This is a genomic window from Agreia bicolorata (assembly GCF_000938265.1).
Lineage (GTDB): Bacteria > Actinomycetota > Actinomycetes > Actinomycetales > Microbacteriaceae > Agreia > Agreia bicolorata.
Window position 1 is genome coordinate 95398 of record NZ_JYFC01000006.1, and the last position, 17696, is coordinate 113093.

At 65.2% G+C, this 17696-nt stretch carries 18 protein-coding genes; 15 read left to right on the forward strand and 3 right to left on the reverse strand.

Annotated features, from left to right (window positions below):
- The first annotated feature begins 52 nt into the window (after positions 1–52).
- The 3 genes from TZ00_RS13615 to TZ00_RS13625 are packed head-to-tail and all read left to right on the forward strand — an operon-like array spanning position 53 to position 1204.
- A complete protein-coding gene (locus TZ00_RS13615; protein WP_044442494.1) occupies positions 53–334 on the forward strand; it encodes a glutaredoxin family protein in 282 nt (93 codons plus the stop codon).
- A complete protein-coding gene (locus TZ00_RS13620; RefSeq protein ID WP_044442496.1) occupies positions 331–630 on the forward strand; it encodes a Dabb family protein in 300 nt (99 codons plus the stop codon). Before TZ00_RS13615 ends, TZ00_RS13620 begins: the two co-directional genes overlap by 4 nt.
- 4 nt (positions 631–634) lie before the next feature.
- The gene (locus TZ00_RS13625) at positions 635–1204 is read left to right on the forward strand and encodes a GNAT family N-acetyltransferase (RefSeq protein ID WP_052521584.1); all 570 of its coding nucleotides are present in this window, start codon (positions 635–637) and stop codon (positions 1202–1204) included.
- Positions 1205–1262: 58 nt separating this feature from the next.
- Here the strand turns inward: TZ00_RS13625 and TZ00_RS13630 are convergent, their stop codons facing one another.
- Positions 1263–1583, reverse strand: coding sequence for a helix-turn-helix domain-containing protein (locus TZ00_RS13630; protein ID WP_044442500.1), 321 nt, complete (start codon positions 1581–1583; stop codon positions 1263–1265).
- Between the two features lie 97 nt (positions 1584–1680).
- Entirely contained in the window at positions 1681–1809 is a 129-nt protein-coding gene (locus TZ00_RS20505) for a hypothetical protein (RefSeq protein ID WP_274519279.1), read from the reverse strand.
- Positions 1810–1974: 165 nt separating this feature from the next.
- On the opposite strand from TZ00_RS20505, the gene TZ00_RS13635 reads away from it, so the two are divergent.
- The 5 genes from TZ00_RS13635 to TZ00_RS13655 all read left to right on the forward strand — a co-directional run bounded on the left by TZ00_RS13635 (position 1975) and on the right by TZ00_RS13655 (position 7927).
- On the forward strand, positions 1975–2619 hold the full coding sequence (locus TZ00_RS13635) for a histidine phosphatase family protein (RefSeq protein WP_044442502.1): 645 nt from the start codon (positions 1975–1977) through the stop codon (positions 2617–2619).
- Entirely contained in the window at positions 2616–3227 is a 612-nt protein-coding gene (locus TZ00_RS13640; protein ID WP_044442504.1) for a TlpA family protein disulfide reductase, read from the forward strand. Before TZ00_RS13635 ends, TZ00_RS13640 begins: the two co-directional genes overlap by 4 nt.
- A gap of 5 nt (positions 3228–3232) precedes the next feature.
- Positions 3233–3988, forward strand: a complete 756-nt coding sequence (locus tag TZ00_RS13645; RefSeq protein ID WP_044442506.1) for a cytochrome c biogenesis CcdA family protein — start codon at positions 3233–3235, stop codon at positions 3986–3988.
- Positions 3972–5603, forward strand: coding sequence for a cytochrome c biogenesis protein ResB (gene resB / locus TZ00_RS13650; protein WP_044442508.1), 1632 nt, complete (start codon positions 3972–3974; stop codon positions 5601–5603). The genes TZ00_RS13645 and resB overlap by 17 nt, the downstream gene beginning before the upstream one ends.
- 71 nt (positions 5604–5674) lie before the next feature.
- Positions 5675–7927, forward strand: coding sequence for a YncE family protein (locus tag TZ00_RS13655; protein ID WP_044442510.1), 2253 nt, complete (start codon positions 5675–5677; stop codon positions 7925–7927).
- Positions 7928–7933: 6 nt separating this feature from the next.
- On the opposite strand, the gene TZ00_RS13660 is transcribed toward TZ00_RS13655, so the two are convergent.
- Positions 7934–8527, reverse strand: a complete 594-nt coding sequence (locus TZ00_RS13660) for a hypothetical protein (protein WP_044442511.1) — start codon at positions 8525–8527, stop codon at positions 7934–7936.
- A gap of 280 nt (positions 8528–8807) precedes the next feature.
- Here TZ00_RS13660 and TZ00_RS13665 point away from each other — a divergent pair, with 280 nt between their 5' ends.
- From TZ00_RS13665 to pstC, 7 genes are all read left to right on the forward strand, one after another.
- Complete coding sequence (locus TZ00_RS13665; protein ID WP_052521614.1) at positions 8808–9359, forward strand: RNA polymerase sigma factor; 552 nt, start codon at positions 8808–8810, stop codon at positions 9357–9359.
- Positions 9356–9835, forward strand: coding sequence for a hypothetical protein (locus TZ00_RS13670; RefSeq protein WP_044442515.1), 480 nt, complete (start codon positions 9356–9358; stop codon positions 9833–9835). Before TZ00_RS13665 ends, TZ00_RS13670 begins: the two co-directional genes overlap by 4 nt.
- Before the next feature lie 273 nt (positions 9836–10108).
- Positions 10109–10708, forward strand: coding sequence for a hypothetical protein (locus tag TZ00_RS13675; protein ID WP_044442517.1), 600 nt, complete (start codon positions 10109–10111; stop codon positions 10706–10708).
- Between the two features lie 56 nt (positions 10709–10764).
- Positions 10765–12033: a hypothetical protein gene (locus TZ00_RS13680; RefSeq protein ID WP_044442519.1), complete on the forward strand. Its 1269-nt coding sequence runs from the start codon at positions 10765–10767 to the stop codon at positions 12031–12033.
- Positions 12034–12136: 103 nt separating this feature from the next.
- The gene (locus TZ00_RS13685) at positions 12137–13813 is read left to right on the forward strand and encodes an Ig-like domain-containing protein (RefSeq protein ID WP_044442522.1); all 1677 of its coding nucleotides are present in this window, start codon (positions 12137–12139) and stop codon (positions 13811–13813) included.
- Between the two features lie 277 nt (positions 13814–14090).
- On the forward strand, positions 14091–16649 hold the full coding sequence (locus TZ00_RS13690) for a hypothetical protein (RefSeq protein ID WP_044442523.1): 2559 nt from the start codon (positions 14091–14093) through the stop codon (positions 16647–16649).
- Complete coding sequence (pstC, locus tag TZ00_RS13695) at positions 16646–17695, forward strand: phosphate ABC transporter permease subunit PstC (RefSeq protein WP_052521585.1); 1050 nt, start codon at positions 16646–16648, stop codon at positions 17693–17695. Before TZ00_RS13690 ends, pstC begins: the two co-directional genes overlap by 4 nt.
- Position 17696 lies beyond the last annotated feature (1 nt).

Sequence of the window (17696 nt, forward strand, 5' to 3'; positions counted from 1 at the left end):
CCAATCGTACCCACCCGGGCGGCGCGACAGCACCGGGGTTTAGGGTGAATGAGTGCCCGCCATCCAGCTCACCCTGCTCTCGAAGCCGGGGTGCCATCTCTGCGATGACGCCCGACAGGTGGTGACCGACGTTCTTGCGACGTTCCCGCCTCGCGACGGCTCTCCGTTGGTGGCTTTCGACGAGAAGTCGATTCTCGACGACCCCGAACTCTTCGATGAATATGTCGAAGAGATTCCGGTGGTGCTGATCAACGGGCGCGTGCACACGATCTGGCGCGTCGACCCGGCGCGCCTCACGAACGCTCTCACCACCGAACTCGAGGAGTCCGCATGATCCGTCACGTCGTCGCATGGAAGCTTGCCGCCGAAGACGAAGAGGGGCGCGTGGCCGCTGCCGCCGCTATTCAGGCCGCTCTCGCGCCGTTGCCCGCGATCATCCCTGAGATCAAGACCTTCTCGATCGGACCCAACGTGGCCTACGCCGACAAGAACTGGGACATCTGCCTCGTCGCCGACTACGACGATCTCGATGGTCTCGAGACCTACCAGGTGCACCCTGAGCACCTGAAAGCCGTCGACATCGTCAAGCCGCTCGTCTCGGCGCGGGCGAGTGTCGACTTCGAACTCTGAAACCGTGACGGCGCAGCTCGAGACACAAAGACTGATTCTTCGCCGCTGGCGCCCCTCTGATCGCGCGCCTTTTGCTGCGATGAACGCCGATCCCGAGGTGATGCGCTACTTTCCCGCGGTGCTCGACAGGGCGCGGAGCGATCTTTCCGCTGACCGGATCGACACGGGGTTCGACCTTCACGGGCACGGGCGCTGGGCCCTGGAGCGCCGTGACACAGGGGAGTTCATCGGGTTCACCGGCATCGGGCCAATGCCGGCGGATGTACCCGGTTCCGATGGGATGGAGATCGGCTGGCGAATCGCCCGAGCGCACTGGCGGCAGGGTTTCGCTCTCGAGGCTGCCACCGGAGCGTTGGACGCCGCGTTCGCGCCGGATGCTGCTTGCCCGCTCCTCGAGGTCAACTCCATCACCGCCGTTATCAACGAGCCGTCGCGCGGCGTGATGCGCCGCCTCGGTATGCGCCACGTCGACGACTTCGCGCATCCGGACGTGCCCGAGGCCTCGCCCATCAGTCCGTGTGTGCGCTACGTGCTCATCCGCGACGAATGGATGCGGTCGCGCCCGACCCCGTGAGCGCGTTCGTTGCCGCAGATCCTGCCGCACGGCATCCGGATGCGCAGGGTGCGCCGGATCAGGACGCTTCGGAGCGGCGCGATGCCTCGCGCTCTCGCTCGCGAATGAAGTCCGCAGCCGTCAGGCCGTGCACGCGCTTCTCGTACATCGACGCGGTCAGTCCTTCGACGAAGACGCCCGGGTCGGCATTGAGCGCGGTCGCGAGACGCACGAGCGTCTCGACGTTCGGATGGACCTGGCCGCGTTCGATCTTGCCGACGCTGGTCCAGTGCATCTCCGACAGCGAAGCCAGATCTTCAAGAGTGAGACCCAGCTTGAGTCGTTGTTCACGCACGCGCTCGCCGAGAATGATGGCGGCATCCGAGTGCGTTTTGGTCACGCGTCATGATGTCGCGCATAAGAGAAGAGAGACCAGAGCGTCAAAGCTCAATGCGTTTGTGCCCTATGGCGACAAACGCACCCGCAAGGGTGCCCGATCAGCGAGCGGCGTACTCGCGCGTGGGCTGGCGGCGGTAGCCGTCGGTGGCGACGGCGCGCACGGTTGCGGCGATGCCGACGACCGAAAGGAGGGCGAAAATGGACGATACGACGATGGCGATAAGCATGAGTTGTGAACCTTTCTTGTAACAAGTCTCAACTTCTCAACGCAGAAGCACAACTAACTATTTCTTCCGCCGACCGGTAGTTTCGCTACTGTCTTTGGTTCCCCCGGATGCCCTTCATTCGGCTATCAGCCTTTTCCCCGACCTGCGCTCCGTAAACTGGACTCCGTGGTAGCCAGCCAGATCCATCTCGTGCGTCACGGCGAGGTCTTCAATCCCCAACGTGTGCTCTATGGGCGACTCCCGGGATTCGGCCTTTCCGATCTCGGTCATGAAATGGCGCGCTCCGCCGCGGCTGAACTCGTCGAGAGGCGGCGCGGCATCAGTGCCCTCTACGCTTCTCCGCTTCAGCGCACCCAAGAGTCGGCGCAACCTGTCTCCCAGGCCTTCGAACTGCCGATCATCACCGATCCACGCATCATCGAGCCGACGAACCGTTTCGAGGGCCTGAACATGCGCGGTCGCAGTTCTGCGCTCAAGAGCCCCCGCACCTGGCCGTGGCTTCGCAATCCCACGATTCCCAGCTGGGGCGAGCCATATGCATCCATCAAGACCCGCATGTTGGCGGCGATGAGTGACGCCTACAACTCGGTTGAGTCCGGCGACGTCGTGCTCGTGAGTCACCAGCTGCCCATCTGGACGACGCATCTCGCAATCGCGGGCAAACCGCTGTTCCACGATCCGCGCCGCCGTCGATGCGAACTCTCGAGCATCACGAGCTTCGAGCGCATCGGAAACCGCTGGGTCGAGGTGGGCTATGTCGACCCAGCCGCCGATCTCGCCGAGAACGCGACCGACGTGGGTGCCGTATGACGGGCATCCGGATGCGCCGCGCGGCACGGGCGGGCCTGGCCGGCCTCGTCGTGGTCGGCGCCCTGCTGCTCGCGGGATGCTCGAACGACCCCCTGGCAGAGCAGTACCTCTCGGGCGACAGCAAGAACTACATCGCCGGAGACGGTACGGTCACCGAGATCGAACCCGACTCGCGGCAGAAGCCAGTCGATTTCGCCGGAACCACCGCAGAGGGCGCCAGCGTGAGCCAGACCGACTACACCGGGCAGGTGGTCGTTCTCAACTTCTGGTACGCAAGCTGCGCGCCGTGCCGGGTGGAGGCTCCCCAGCTCGCGAAGCTCAGCGAGAAGTACGACGGACAGGGTGCGAGCTTCCTTGGAGTGAACGTGCGCGATCAGGCGCCCCAGGCCATCAGCTTCGAAGAGAACTACGGAATCAAGTACCCCTCGGTGATCGACACCGACGGCGCGCTGCAGCTTGCCTTCAGCGGTGAGGTGTCTCCGAACGCCGTGCCGACCACCCTCGTCATCGACAAAGAGGGCCGGGTCGCCGCACGCATCCTCGGACAGGTGAGCGAGCCCTCGATTCTCGACACGCTCATCCGCGACACCATCGCCGAGCCGAGCTAGCACCGGTGAACAATCCTTTCGCCGAGGCTGTGCTCTCCGGGCAGCTGCTTCTCGCCCTGCCGATCGCCCTGCTCGCCGGCCTTGTCTCGTTCGCTTCGCCCTGCGTGCTGCCGCTCGTGCCGGGGTACCTCGGCTATATCGGCGGCTTCGCCTCCGCTCCGGATGCCACGGGTCGCGCCCGCGGGCGGGGTCGCCTTCTGCTCGGCGTGGCCCTGTTCGTGCTCGGCTTCTCGCTGGTCTTCGTCGCATATGGCGCCGCTTTCGGTGCTGTGGGCGCCTGGCTGACGACGTGGCAGGACCTGATCACGCGCATCCTCGGTGTGGTGGTGATCGTGCTCGGCCTCGTGTTCGTCGGCCAGTTCACCTTCTTGCAGCGCACGTTCAAGCCCTCCTGGACCCCCGCCACAGGGCTGGCCGGTGCACCGCTCCTGGGTCTCGTCTTCGGCCTGGGCTGGACGCCCTGCATCGGTCCGACACTCTCTGCCATATTCGCCCTCAGCCTCAATGGCGCCTCGCCGTGGCGCGGTGCGTTGCTCGGCCTGGTGTACTGCATCGGCCTTGGCGTTCCGTTCTTGCTGGTCGCTCTCGGCTTCAACTGGGTCACCGGATCTGTTGCATTCCTCAAGCGGCATATTCGCGCGGTCAACATCATCGGTGGTGCGCTGCTCATCGCCGTCGGACTTCTTATGGTCTCGGGAATCTGGACCATCGTTATGAACAACCTCCAGGGGGTGATGTTCTCTTTTGTCTCGCCCGTCTGATCATTACGATTCCCCGAGCCCGGCGCCCGAGTCCGCACGCGATCGCGATTCGGCATCCATAACCCAGCCGAAGCTGGGCGTAGTCGGCTGGCTGCGCTGGTTCTGGCGGCAGCTGTCGAGCATGCGCACCGCGCTCTTTCTGCTGCTGCTGCTCGCGCTGGCAGCGGTTCCCGGCTCGCTCGTTCCTCAGCGTTCGAGCGACCCCAACGGCGTCACGCAGTACTTCGTCGACAATCCGACGCTCGCCCCGATTCTCGACAGCGTGCAGATGTTCTCGGTCTACAGCTCGGTGTGGTTCTCGAGCGTGTATCTGCTGCTGTTCATCTCGCTGGTCGGCTGCGTGATTCCGCGCACGAAGCACCACTTCGACGCACTGCGTTCGGCTCCTCCCAAGACTCCCGCCAGGCTGAACAGGCTTGGTGGCTTCACGACTCGTCAGGCCGAGGGCGACAGCGCGGAGATTCTCGAGTCGGCCCGGTCGATCCTCAAGAAGTCCGGTTACCGGGTCCGCTTGTTCCAGGATGCGCGCTCCACGTCGGTCTCGGCCGAGCGGGGCTATGCGCGTGAGACCGGCAACCTGGTCTTCCACACGGCGCTTGTCGGCATCCTCGTCACTGTCGGAATCGGCGGCGGCTTCGGTTACGCCGGCCAGCGCGTGGTGGTCGAGGGGCAGACGTTCGTGAACACGCTGCTGGCGTTCGACTCGTTCAACCCGGGTCGGTTCTTCTCCGACGACACGCTGACCCCGTTCACGCTGCGGCTCGACAAGTTCGACGCCACCTACGAGACCCAGAACCTCAATGCGTTCGGGCAGCCCATCGACTACTCAGCGCATGTCACGACGACGGAGGACGGCCACGAGGCAGAGGGCGAGGTCAAGGTCAACAGCCCGCTGAAGATCGGCGGCTCGGACGTCTACCTGCTCGGCAACGGCTATGCGCCGACCCTCACCGTCAAGAATGCCCAGGGCGATGTGGTCTTCACGGACTCCGTACCCTTCCTGCCGCAAGACGCCAATCTCACTTCTCTCGGAGTCGTGAAGATCACCGACGGCCTGCCTGAGCAGGTGGGCATGATCGGCTTCTTCTATCCGACCCAGGATGTGGGTTCCAACGGCGCCTACTTCTCGTCGTTCCCCGAGGCCGAATATCCGGTTGTCACCCTCAATGTCTACGAGGGTGACCTCGGCCTCGACAAGGGCGTGCCGACATCCGTCTATTCGCTGGCCACAGACAAGATGACCCAGCTCACGGGGGGCAAGACCGGCGTCGACTCTATCGAGCTCAAGCCGGGTGAGACGGCTGCTCTGCCCAACGGCATGGGCACGGTCACGCTCGACGGAATCAAACGCTTCGCGTCGTTCGACATTCACCGCGACCCCACTCAGCTGTGGGTGCTCGTTTTCGCGATTCTCGTGCTGGGCGGTCTGCTGACGTCGCTGTTCATTCCGCGTCGCCGAGTGTGGGTGAAACTCATCGAGAACCCCGACGGCAAGGGGGTCACGCTGGAGTACGCCGGTCTGGCCCGCGGAGACGATCCTCGACTCGACGATGCCGTTGCCGAATTCGCCGACAAACACATCAAGAGCCTTCCGGCGGCCAACCCTCCCGATTAACTCACGAGGCCTATGATGATCGCGGATTGCGCCCCACCGCGCGATCGTCAGACTCGGGGAGGGGGCGAGACGTGCGGCCAGCGTCCCCCGGTGTCTCCTCGATCAGCAGGTCGCGGTCACGAGTCGGCACTGTCGCCATCGGGACGTTCACGCTCGCTCTGGTGGTCGTGGGGCTAGTGGCTTCGCCGAGCCCGTCGACGGTGGTGCAGGCCGGCGTGGGAGATTCGGGCGTGTGGGTGACGAGCGTCGCTGCCTCCGCTGTCGGACGTGTGAACACGGAGGTCGCCGAACTCAACGTGGCAGTGCCGATGCTCAATCCGCGCGCAGAGGTGGTGCAGAGCGGGTCACGGGTGATCATCGTCGACCGCGACGCCGGAACAGCGACGCTGCTCAACCCGGCTACCGCGAGGCCGGGCGGCTCCGTGGCGCTGCCGGCTCCTTCGGTCGGCCTGGTGATCACGGGCTCTGACGCCCTGATCACGTCGCAGACGGATGGTCGAGTGTGGTCAGTTCCGCTCGATGCGTTCGGGCGCAGTGCTGTCGCGCCCGACCCCGTGTTCGACCTGGGCCCGGGGGCGGTCGTTGCGACTACCCCGGTCGGCGGGGTCATCGCCGTTTCCCCGACGACGCACGAACTGCTTCGCGCAGAGCCGGGCACGTCGATTGCGCAAGCGGACCGCGCGGCAGTGGAGCTTCCGGCAGACTCCGGGCCGCTCCAAATCGTTGCCACGACGACCGCGTGGGCTGTGCTGGAGGCGTCGGCTTCGATGCTGGCCACGCCCGCGGGGCAGGTGGATCTGTCGGACTTCACCGACGGCGACGTCGCCGACGTGGTTCTTCAGGCTGCTGTCGACGTCGAACCAGAGCTGTCGTCCGCTTCGCCGGTCAACTCGGTGCTCGTGTCCACGCGGTCTTCATTGCTCGAAATCGAGCTCGGAACGGGCACCGTCTCGGTGTTGGATTCGGGGCACGACGGGGCTCCCGTCCGTCCGGTCGTCACAGGTGGATGCACCTTCGCGGCCTGGGGAGACGGAACGTCGTGGCAGCGGTGTGCGGGCGACCCGACGGCCGGTGTGGCCGGGGTCTTGTCGGGCCTGGAAGCATCCGATCGCCCGGTCTTTCATACGAACAGCGGCCGCGCGGTACTCAACGATTCGGTGTCCGGTCGAGTCTGGGTTCCCCAGAGTGGCAACCGGGAGATCGACAGCTGGGCGAAGCTGTTGGCGAGGAGCAATGATGCGGCGGGCACGTCTTCGAGCACGGTCACGGTTCCTATCGCCGTGGGGCCCGTCGGGCAGCTGGAGCGCATCGGGGTAGACCACGATTCTCCCTCGAGCGGTGGCTCGCCCTCGCCGCCGACCGAAGTTGTAGCCACACTGCCGCCCGCAGCTGTAGCCACACTGCCGGAGCCGCCGTCCGTGCCTGACGCGGGCCCCGCGCATGAGTCGCCCGCGCGGCCGCCGGTTTCTGCGCCGGTCACGGCAATTCTTCAGCCCGAGACGGGCACAGTGTCGCTGTCGTGGGCGCCTTTCGATGGACGGGGCGACCCTGTTCGCGGCTACTTCACGCAGAGTCTTGGGCCGGGCGCAACCACGGTCGAATCGCCGTGTGTGCTGCTGCCTTCGGGAGGCGTGCAGGCCCCTCGCGGCGGCACCGTCGTCGACGTCGGCGCCTGGACGAGCGGTTCGTTCGACGGGATCGACCGGCCGGGAGCGAGCTATGGCTTCATCGTTTGGGGATACAACGGCGCGGGGTGCGCGGCCAGCGACGTGGTGACGGTCACGCCGCGTGCTGCGCCCGCCGCGGTCACGGCGCTCGACGGAGAGATGATCGACGTCGGCACCGACTACGACTACGAGATCACCTCGATCGCGCCTGAGGCGTCGCGTTACGAAGTGCAGAGACTGGATGCCGCGGGCAGCCCCGCGGGCGATGTCGCGGAGATATCCTTGGCCGGCTCGGTCGCCGTGCCGCGTGCACTGACCGGCGGGCCGTTCGGCGAGGTGTACTCGTTCCGCATCAGGGCCTGCAACGCGCAAGACGAGGGCGCAGCCTGCGGCCCGTGGAGCGACCGGGCTGCGCCCGAGGAGTCGTTGACCTTCGAGCCTGCCGACCTGAACTACTCAGCGGAGACCGGCACGTGGTCGTGGTCTAGCCTTCCCCTGAACGGTTCGCTGCCGGTGAGGGCGAAGTGTGGGAGCTGGTCTCATCAGGAAATCCCAGCCTTCAACTCCGCCGCCAAATGTTGGACCGACCCCGCCATCCCTCAGGACGACGCATGGCTTCTTGTGTTCGTAGGTTCCAAGTCGCGCATGCTCCCGTGACTTCTATCAGCCGACGTCGAGAGATGACGCCTTGTTCTTGAACGTGCCCAGATCGTTGCTCGTGGAGATGAGGCCGGTGAAGGCGCCGCCGAAATTGATGTCGGCATAGAGCGTCGTCAAGCAGCCGTTGTACGACTGAATCGACTCGAACCGATCACTCCAGGTCAGCAGGTTCTGAAAACTGAAATTCACCCCGGCTCCGCAGCCGGTCGTATTCGACGTGAGGTAGCTCTTGCTGTCGCCTGTCTGGTTGATGCCGTCCCAGCCGGTGACGAGCAGATAGTCGGCCGTGGCGGTGCTCGTGCTCGCGGTCGTGGCGTTCGTGGAGGCGGCGGTTCGGGACGCGTTTGCGGAGCCCGTCTCGACCGCTACAAGCGGCCGGCCGGTGGCGAGTTCGATCTGCTCCCGCTCATCGAGGGCAGAGTCGAAGCAGCCTGTCGCGCCGGTGTCGACGTTCTCCCAGCACGACTGCGAGGCGGCGTTTGTGGCGGCGAGAGCGGGGCTGGCCACAAGGAGCGACGCAGCGACGGACGCGCCGCCGACGATGAGGCCGAGCGTGCGGCGCGAGAGACGTGTGCGGGGTGCGAGGCGAGTGATCATGGGGTCAGTCAATCGTTGCTGAATATCTCTCGGCAACGGCCCGAGGCGACGGTCGCGTGAACTCGTGGTCCAGCCCGTTCGTCTGTTGGTCATCTGAAACGCCGAGCATGACGATTCGAGAAACGACGGATGCTGTGGGTAACGCCCCGCAGATCGGCGACATCTATTTAAAGGTACGGAATTGCGAACTCTGACGAGTTCGCCCCGTCTTGAAGGACATTGGATGCGCCGGCTTCTGCTTGACGCGGGTCATCGGTCACGGTGCGGTACAGTCCCTGTGATGAATCGGGCAGCAGATGTGCGTCTGGTCGCCGACGCTGCGCGCGGTGACGAGCGTGCCTTCGCTGCACTCTATGACCGTCACGTCGAACCCATCTACCTTCAGGCTCTCTCAGAACTGGGAGATGAAGATGATGCGCAGGAGGTGACTCAGGAGGTATTCGCGATCACCTGGCGCAAGCTGTCGAGTGTGCGGCTCGTCGATGGCTCTGCGCTGCCCTGGATGCTGGTGACGTGTACGAACGTGACGGCGAACCGGCTGCGCTCCCAACATCGCCGACCCGTCGCCGGTAGCGTCTCCGAAGAACACCCGATGGAGAACGACACAGACAGGATTGATGAGAGATTCGACTCTCATCGGCTGATGGGACGATTGGAGGACGAAGTGATGGGCATGGCTGAACTCGATCAAGCCGTCTATCGCGCCGTCATCCACGAGGAGCGCTCGTACGAGGCGACAGCCGTTCAGCTCGGCATCTCCGTCGCCTCGGTACGAAAGCGTCTCAACCGGGTTCGCACCCGTCTCCGGCAGAAGTTCGGGGGCGAGCTATGAGCACCACGCCCAGCCTCAGCCCCGAGCGCCGCGCAGCGATGCGCGGATGGGTCCTCGACTATGTCGAGAAGCGCCGGCGGCGGCGCCGACGTCTCACGCTTGTCGTCGGAGGCGCCGTCGCGATCTCGGCATTGAGCGCGGCGGCTTGGATCGGGATTGCATCGCAGCACGTGCAGGAACGCGAGGTGTTCTGCTACGAGCAAGCCGACGTGGATTCGAGAATCGCCGAAGCAGAGCGCTACTCAGGCGATGAGCTCGGTGATCCTTCTGAGCACGCCGTGGCCATGTGCGATGCGCTCTGGAGCGCCGGTGTCCTCCGCGGGGACTCCGCGGCAGAGCCCACTTCTGATGTCGGCGGACATCCGGTGCCCGATCTCACCCTCTGCGTGCGGCCCGATCAGTCGCTCGCCGTGTTTCCGAACACGAGCGACGAGTTCTGTCTCGCTCACGGAATGACCCCCAGAACGGCTCACTGACCACCTTTTCATGGCCCGTCCGGCGACTCTGACGGTTACTTCTTTTCCGGGTAACGACCACCGTTACCCCCACAAAGTCGGCTTCGCCGAATGTTCATCGATGCGCCCCCGAACTGCGGTGGACAGTTCCCGATCTCGTATGCCGCCAGCATGAATAAGAGCCTGTTCGGGGGAGCATACTCATCCCTGGCAGGTGAAATCGCATCCCGGGGGATGGCATTTCACGCCGTTCGTATCGAGTGAAATTCGTGCATCGGGGGAGGTGAAATCGTCGTGACCGGGTCATACACACCGCTCGTCACCTTTCTCGAATTCACCGATTCGCGACAGCTGATGCTGCGTCGATTCGCTGGACAACTCGCTAGGCTCTCGGTCGCAGAGACCGACCCGGCCGTGCGAGCGAGCGCCGATTCGATCTTCTGGCCTCTCGACAATCAGGGCCTGATCGTCGGGCGCCTCCTCGGTCTCAACCGTCGAGAGGTGGCGCGCACGGCGCGAATCTTCTCCACACTCGAGAAGGCTCGACGCACCACCTCCGCCTTGATCGCCGCCGGAGACCGGCTCACCATGCACCTGGCGCGAAGCGGCACCGGATTCACCTGGTTCCTCTCGCTCTACGGCGCGCCGGCGTTGGTCGGTGTTCAGAGGTTCGAGACCGAGGAGGAGGCGCGGGATTCGGCCGCGCTCGCTCGTCGACAGGTCGCCGCGGCTCTCGTCTCGGCATCGAGCAGGAAGCTGCACGTGGCGGGAACCGGTCCGCTCAGCATCGACGCGCGCGGCGCCCACAGATTTTCGTTCTCGCACTCGGGCGATCCGCGCCTGGAGAACGAAGTGCCCGCATCCAACCAACTGGATACGGGCACCCGCGGATAAACCGTCTCTTGCGCCCCTGTACAGAGCGTAAGAACCCTAATGGTAAGGAAATTGCAATGAGAAAAGCAAACTCCGTCGCGAAGGTCGCCATCACGGCTGGCCTCGCCTTTGGCCTGATCGCGGCTGGTGCTTCCACCGCCCAGGCTGACCCCAGCGCATCTGGTCGCACGTACCAGATGGCCGGATCCGACACGATCCAGGGCGTCGGCAACGGCCTCACGAATGGATACACCGTTGGTTCCACCACGGTGTCAGCCTTCGCACCGAACATCGGCTCGTGGGATGCCTTCGGTTCTGCGACGATCACCCCCAAGACAGGCTCGATGTTCACACGTCCCGCCGGATCTGGTGACGGCGTCAAGGCGCTGAGCGCGTCGTGGAACACGGCCGCGGGCAAGGACACCTGGACTGATGCCAACGGTGTGGTCTCTCCTTCCCTGCAGCCGAGCGGCACCCACGCCCTCGACTTCGCCCGCTCGTCGTCTAAGCCGAGCACGCCGGTCAACCCCGGCTTGTCGACTGACAAGCTGACCTGGGTTCCCCTGGCACGCGACGCGGTCTCGGTCGCGTTCCAGAGCGCAGGAGTGTCGGGCATCTCGATCAGCAATCTCGACACCGCCGATCTCACCTTCCTCTACAGCGGAACCGGAAGCCGCACGTCGACCGCTCTCGGTGGAACCATCACCCGCTCCACTGTCAACGCTTCTGACCCGACCGACCCGGCGAACGACCCGGTCATCACGGTCGGCAGCACCTCGGTGAGCGTGCACCCGGTTCTGCCGACGCAGAGCTCGGGAACGCGCACCTTCTTCATCGGAGCCATCGGCGTGACCACGGCCACCACAGGATCGTGGGTGCGCCAGGGCGTGCAGGAGAACACCGCCACCGAGATCAACGCCTCGGGTGAGATCGCTCCGTTCTCGGCAGCCCAGTGGATCCAGCAGAAGAACGGTGTCAGCGGAACGACCAACACCTTCACCGGAAGCAACGCCTCGAGCCTCAACCTGCTCAGCCTGAACACGCTGGCCCCCACGGCCGGATCGGGTTCGTCGCTGACGCCGGGCGCCTTGTTCGGCGACGCAACAGTGGTGCCGGGTACCACCACTGACCAGACCCTCTCGCCAGTCTTCGCTCGCGACGTGTTCACCGTTGTTCCGACGGCGAACTACAACAACGACGTGGCAGTCAAGAACCGGGTGGATTCCCTGCGCAGCGCGACTCGTAGCTCCACCTCCAGCGTCAAGATCGTGGCGGACTACGGCTTCAAGCCGCTGGCTTACACGGCCGCAGGTGCCGGCGTCTTCCACGCCAACTTCACCAACTAACGCTCCATCCCGACGGCGCCGGGCGGGATGTTCCCGCCCGGCGTTGTCGCGGGGCCGCCGGCCCCGCGACATTCAGCACCTTATAGAGAAAGACATCGATCACATGAGTTCACCCACGTCGGCACGACGCACTTCGCGCTCACGCCGGACCCCGTTTTTTCTTCGCGTCGCCGGTGCCGCCCTGGGCGGACTGCTCGCGCTCGGCGGCGGGTTGGCTTTCGCCGCCCCGGCGCAGGCCGCCGCGCAAGACGCCACCTTTGCGCTCTCGCCCGTGACGGGTCCGACCACGAACTTTCCGAACGGCAAGGTCGTTGTTTCGACCGACTTCGCGTGTGCCGCGGATGGCACATCCGCTCGAGCCTTCGTCACGACCCCGGGCGCAGAAATCGTGCCGGTTCCCGACGCGACCACGCCCTACTTTGGTACCTACGATTTGGTCAATTACCAGGATGTCGGTCGTGGTGAGAGTGGCGAGGTGTTGAGCCCCAGTTCCGTCTTCTCATTGTCTTTTAGCAGTAAGGACTTCATCTCCGCAGGCCTCGACACGTGGCTCAAGCCAGACATGAGTTACAGCATCGGCTTCGTCTGCGTGACCGAGTCGGATGATCTCTACCTCGCGGCCGACGCCGACGGCAACAGCATCGCGACGTGGGGCACGCTGTCGATCGACTCGAACAAGAACTACACCTTCAAGGCGGCGACGAAGGCGAGCACTCTCGATGCGTCGGCGCAGGCGGCAGGCGCGTACGCGGCCACCGTCAGTGCGTCGGTGAAGAGCGGCGGCCAGACCGCGACAGACGCCACCGGAAGTGTGGAGTTCTTCGAGGCAGGCACGAGCGTTGGCACGGCTCCGGTTACGGGAGGCGTTGCGATGCTTCCTCTCTCGGGTCTCAGTGTCGGGGTGCACAGCTACACCGCCAGCTACACCCCTGCTGGCGATTCGCCGTATTCGGCCTCGCAGACGACCGCTGCCGCCAGCGTCACGGTCGACCTTGTCAAGCTCGACACCACGGTCGGACTCACCGGCGAGTTGCAGGGCGAGAATGCAGCCGCCTTCACTGCCACCGTGACCTCGGCCGGCGGCACGGCCAGCTCGGCGACCGGCGCGGTCGAGTTCTTCGATGGAGCCACCAAACTCGGTAGCGCTGACCTGGCTGCCGGAGTCGCGAGCTACACCGCCACAGCGTTGGCCGCGGGCGCAACCCACCAGATCACCGCGAAGTACCTCGGCGACTCGGCCTACAACGCCTCGCCGGCCTCCGCCAGCGTCGCAATCGTGGTTCCGGCTGCTCCCGTGGTTCTCGTCGCGGGAGCAACGGTCACCCCGGGGACGCGTTACAGCTACACCGCCCCGGCAGGCTCCTTCACCGCCGACGAAACCGTGACGGGCGAGATCCATTCCGCACCGATCAAGCTGGCCGAGACCGCCACGGCCGCCGCAGACGGCTCGGCGATCTACGTGTTCACGGTGCCCAGCGCGCTGGCTGCCGGCGACCACTCGCTGATCCTCACGGGTGGTCGGTCGGATGCCACGGTCAGCGTTGCCTTCGTTGTGGCGGCAGCCGCAGCGAACGACCCGGGAACTACTTCTCCCGGATCTACGACGCCGGGCGCCTCCGGAAGCAACGCGGCCGCCCTCTTCCACACGGACTGGGTCGGCGAGGCGGCGGGCAGCAACCCGGTGGGCTTCATCGCGGCGATCGCGGCGCTGCTGGCCCTCGCGGCCGGTGCTGCCGCGGCGGGTCTGAAACTGCGTCGGTCCAAGCGGACTCGCGCGTAGCATCCGCAACAGTCGCCGCCTCGAGGCGGCGATATCTGATCGGTGCTGGCTGTGCCGCCCTGCCGGGCTGCGCAGCCAGCACCGCCTCTCAGCCAGCACCGATCACCGCTTCGCCACTTGAGGAAACCGCTCCCTGATGCACGCTTCTTCCCTTGCCCGCCTTTCTTCCGTTGCCCTCGCAGCGGCTCTCGTTGTCCTTGCTGCTCCGCCGTCGCAGGCCGCGCCAGCTGAACCTCTTGCCTGGGGGCCACAGGGGACCGTCGGCTCCGATTCGTCCGTGACCGTGCACTGGAATGCGGACGGAAATCCAGGCACGAGTATCGTGCCGCGGGACGCGAGCCAGGTGCTCCCGTTCACGGGAGGCAAGACCTATGACGATGTGCGCCCTCAGGTCAACGAGGCCTACGCTCAGACCTTTAACCCCGAGAGCCCGCTCGGCGGTCTCTCTATGACGGTTTCTCAAACCACCAACTTGGTGAACCAGGCGGTGACCCTGGACGTGACCGGCCTGCCCGGCTTCGATGGGGTGAATGCCGCAGGGGTCTACCTGCAAGTCTTCCAATGCTGGGGGGCGCCACTAGATGGAAAACCCGACCCTGCGGCCACGAACCCCGACCCTCGCACGTGTCAGACAGGCGTAGGCACTGACAGACCGATCGACAGCCCGGACTACCGCACGATCAATAGGGATCCCCTTGTGAAGACGGGTGAACTTGCCGACCAGCAGGTTATGCCGTTCCTCACCGCGGCCGGTGTCGAAGCGGGTGCCGAAGAGATCGACGCCCACCTCAATCGAGCGACCACGAACGAGATTCCGAGGCTCGTCTCGTCGAACGCAGATGGAACAGCATCGCGCACGTTCGAGGTGCAGACGGGCATCGAAGCACCCGACCTCGCATGCGGCCTGCAGCCGGACGCGCCGAGTTCGCAGAATTGCTGGCTCGTCGCCGTTCCGATCATCTCGTCCGTCGCCAACCGTTTCGGGGCGAGCAACGGCTGGCCCTCGGGGCTCACCCCCTCCCTTTGGGCGCAGCGCATGCAGGTGCGGCTCGGATTTCAAGACGTGGCTTCGGGCTGCGAGGGTGGCAATAGCCGCATTCTGGCGGCCGGATCAGAGCTGGCGACCTACGCGATGTCGAGCTGGGTTCCTGGCCTCTGCGGCCAGGCGAAGATCGCCACAGGCTACACCCAGCTGAGTGACGACCAGGCGCGACGCCAACTTGAATCCGGCGCGAACGATTTCATCTTCACCTCTCAGGCCGCTTCGGCGAGCACGGCGGCGATCTATACCCCTTCGGCCGTGGCGGGAACCGTGATCGGACTGACCATCGACTACCGGCCATGCGGCTTCTACGACGGTGAAACGGTCGAGCACTGCGGCTACCCGGATCGCGCAACGGCAGAAGCCGAGTGGGCGAAGGCAGGGCAGCCGATCACTGATCTGCGACTCAACGCGCGGTTGGTGGCCAAGCTGCTCACTCAGACCTACCAGGTCGACTCTCCCCCCGGAACCGACATCGGCCAGAAGGCGCCGTGGGCGATCAACGGCATGAAACTCGAGCTCGATCCTGAGTTCTTGGCCCTGAACCCACAGCTGAAATACCACGTTCCTTACACTCGGGCCAGCGCGCTCACCCGCCTCGAAACTGAGGGCCTCAAGTCTGACGCAGCCGCGAGGCTCTGGGCCTGGATTCTGGGGGACGCCGACGGCAAGAGCTTTCTGAACGGCTGCCCGGACGCCGACGGCATAACCGTCAATCCGTGGTACTCGACACGCAGCTACGACGGCTGCCAGGCAGACGCGGCCAGGCTAGAGGTCGCCGCCGCGGCGAAACGCGACGCGACCGTCACGCCGACCGGATTCGCGCGAGATAAGGCCGCAAGTTACCCGCCCTCAGCGTCGGCGTACCCGCAGTCTCTCTTCGCGGAGTCGACCCCCGTGGGGTCACCCGACTCGCCCGAGAGCTACGTGGGCCCCGCCACTATGGTCGACCTGTACCCGAGCTACGCCGACCAGGCGGCTACAGCCCGCGTTGGCTTTCGCTCGCAGCCGTCGCGAGGCAGCTGGTGCACGAACCTCGACGGTGGCTGCTTCCCATCGCGATGGAAGCCCACGGTAGACCTGACCGCCACCCAGGGCACCCGCACCACCATCGTTGTGACCGACTCGGCGAACGCGGCACGCTACCAATTGCCCACCGCGACGCTCTGCGACGACGCGGGCACCCACTGTGTTGGCGCGACGAGCCAATCGCTTCAGAAGGCGGTCGACGCCTTCGGGCAGGCCGCGCCCGGCGCCGTACGCACCGCCCCCGCTGTGCCCGACTACGCCGGCGGAGCGTACCCTCTGACCAACGTTGTTTACGCGGCTGCGGGTACGGCGAAGCTGACCACAACCCAGGCCGCCGCCTACGCGGGCATGCTCGACTTCATCACCACCACCGGTCAGACGCCAGGGCAGCAGACGGGCCAGCTCAAGCCGGGCTTCGCTCCCCTGACAGCCACCCTGTCGGCTGATGCGGCGGCCTCGGTGGCGGCTCTGAGGTCATTCCAGCCGGCAGCTACCACGAAGCCGGCGGCGGCCACCGCAGCGAAACCAGCGGCCGTTACGGCCGGCCCGGTCGTGCCCAAGACCGTGGCGCCCCCCGCTGCGAGCGTGGCCGCCCCGACGACGCCGTCACCCGCTTCGACCGCGGCACCGGTTGCCGGTGGTATCACGCCGATAACCGAGGTGGGATTTCCCCAATTCGGCCTGGTCGGAGGACTGGCGGCGGCTCTGGGAGCAGGGCTCTTCGCCCCCTTGCTCGCCCGGCGCAGAAAGGCGCTCGACGAATGACCGAGACAACCGCAATCGCTCCTCGGCTTACTGCGCAGCCGTCTTATCCGGAGGATGGCAGCGACGCGGCGGCCCCTCGCGCGCTGAAGTACGTCATCGAGCGGGCGGACAGAACTTTCCGAGGGGTTGCACGGGGTGGTGGCCTGATTGTTCTGACCATCATGGTGCTCGTGGGTCTATACCTGACCATCAACGCTGTCCAGGCGGTTTCTGCGGTCGGAATTGTGGAGTTCGTCACCGAAACCGCCTGGTCGCCCGAGACCAACAGGTTCGGCGTCGCGGCTCTTCTCACGGGAACGGTGCTGATCGCCTTGGTGGCGATTGTCATCTCGCTGCCACTGGCGCTCGGTATGTCGCTGTTCATCACAGAAATCACCGCAGGTGGTTTTCAGCGGTTCATGCGCTCGGTCATCGACCTGATGGCGGCAGTTCCCTCAGTCGTGTTCGGTCTTTGGGGGCTGGCCTTTCTGCAGCCCGCCATTGTGCCGTTTTCGCGCTGGCTCTCGACGTGGTTCGGCTGGATCCCCATCTTCGCGGTCGACGGCGTGGACCCAACGAATCCGCTACCGAACACCTCTCTCTTCACGAGCTCGACCTTCATCGCCGGTCTCGTGGTCGCCATGATGGTGATCCCCATCATGAGCAGCCTGATGATCGAATCGTTTTCTCGGGCACCCATCGGCGAGCGTGAAGGCGCATACGCGCTCGGTGCCACGCGATGGGGAATGATCCGCTCGGTCGTGCTGCCCTTCGGGAAGGGCGGTGTTATCGGGGGAACGATGCTGGGGCTCGGGCGGGCGCTCGGCGAAACGATCGCCATCTACCTGATCATCAGTCCCATCTTCGATATCAATCCGCACATCCTGCAGAGGGGTGCCAACTCGATCGCTGCGCACATAGCGCTGCGCTACGGCGAGGCGAATTCCTTCTCGATGAGCGCGCTGATGGCGGCCGGTCTCGCACTGTTCGTCTTGACCATGGTGATCAACTTCACCGCATCCACCGTCATTGCCCGTTCGCGATCCGGCGCAGAAAGCGAGGGCTAAG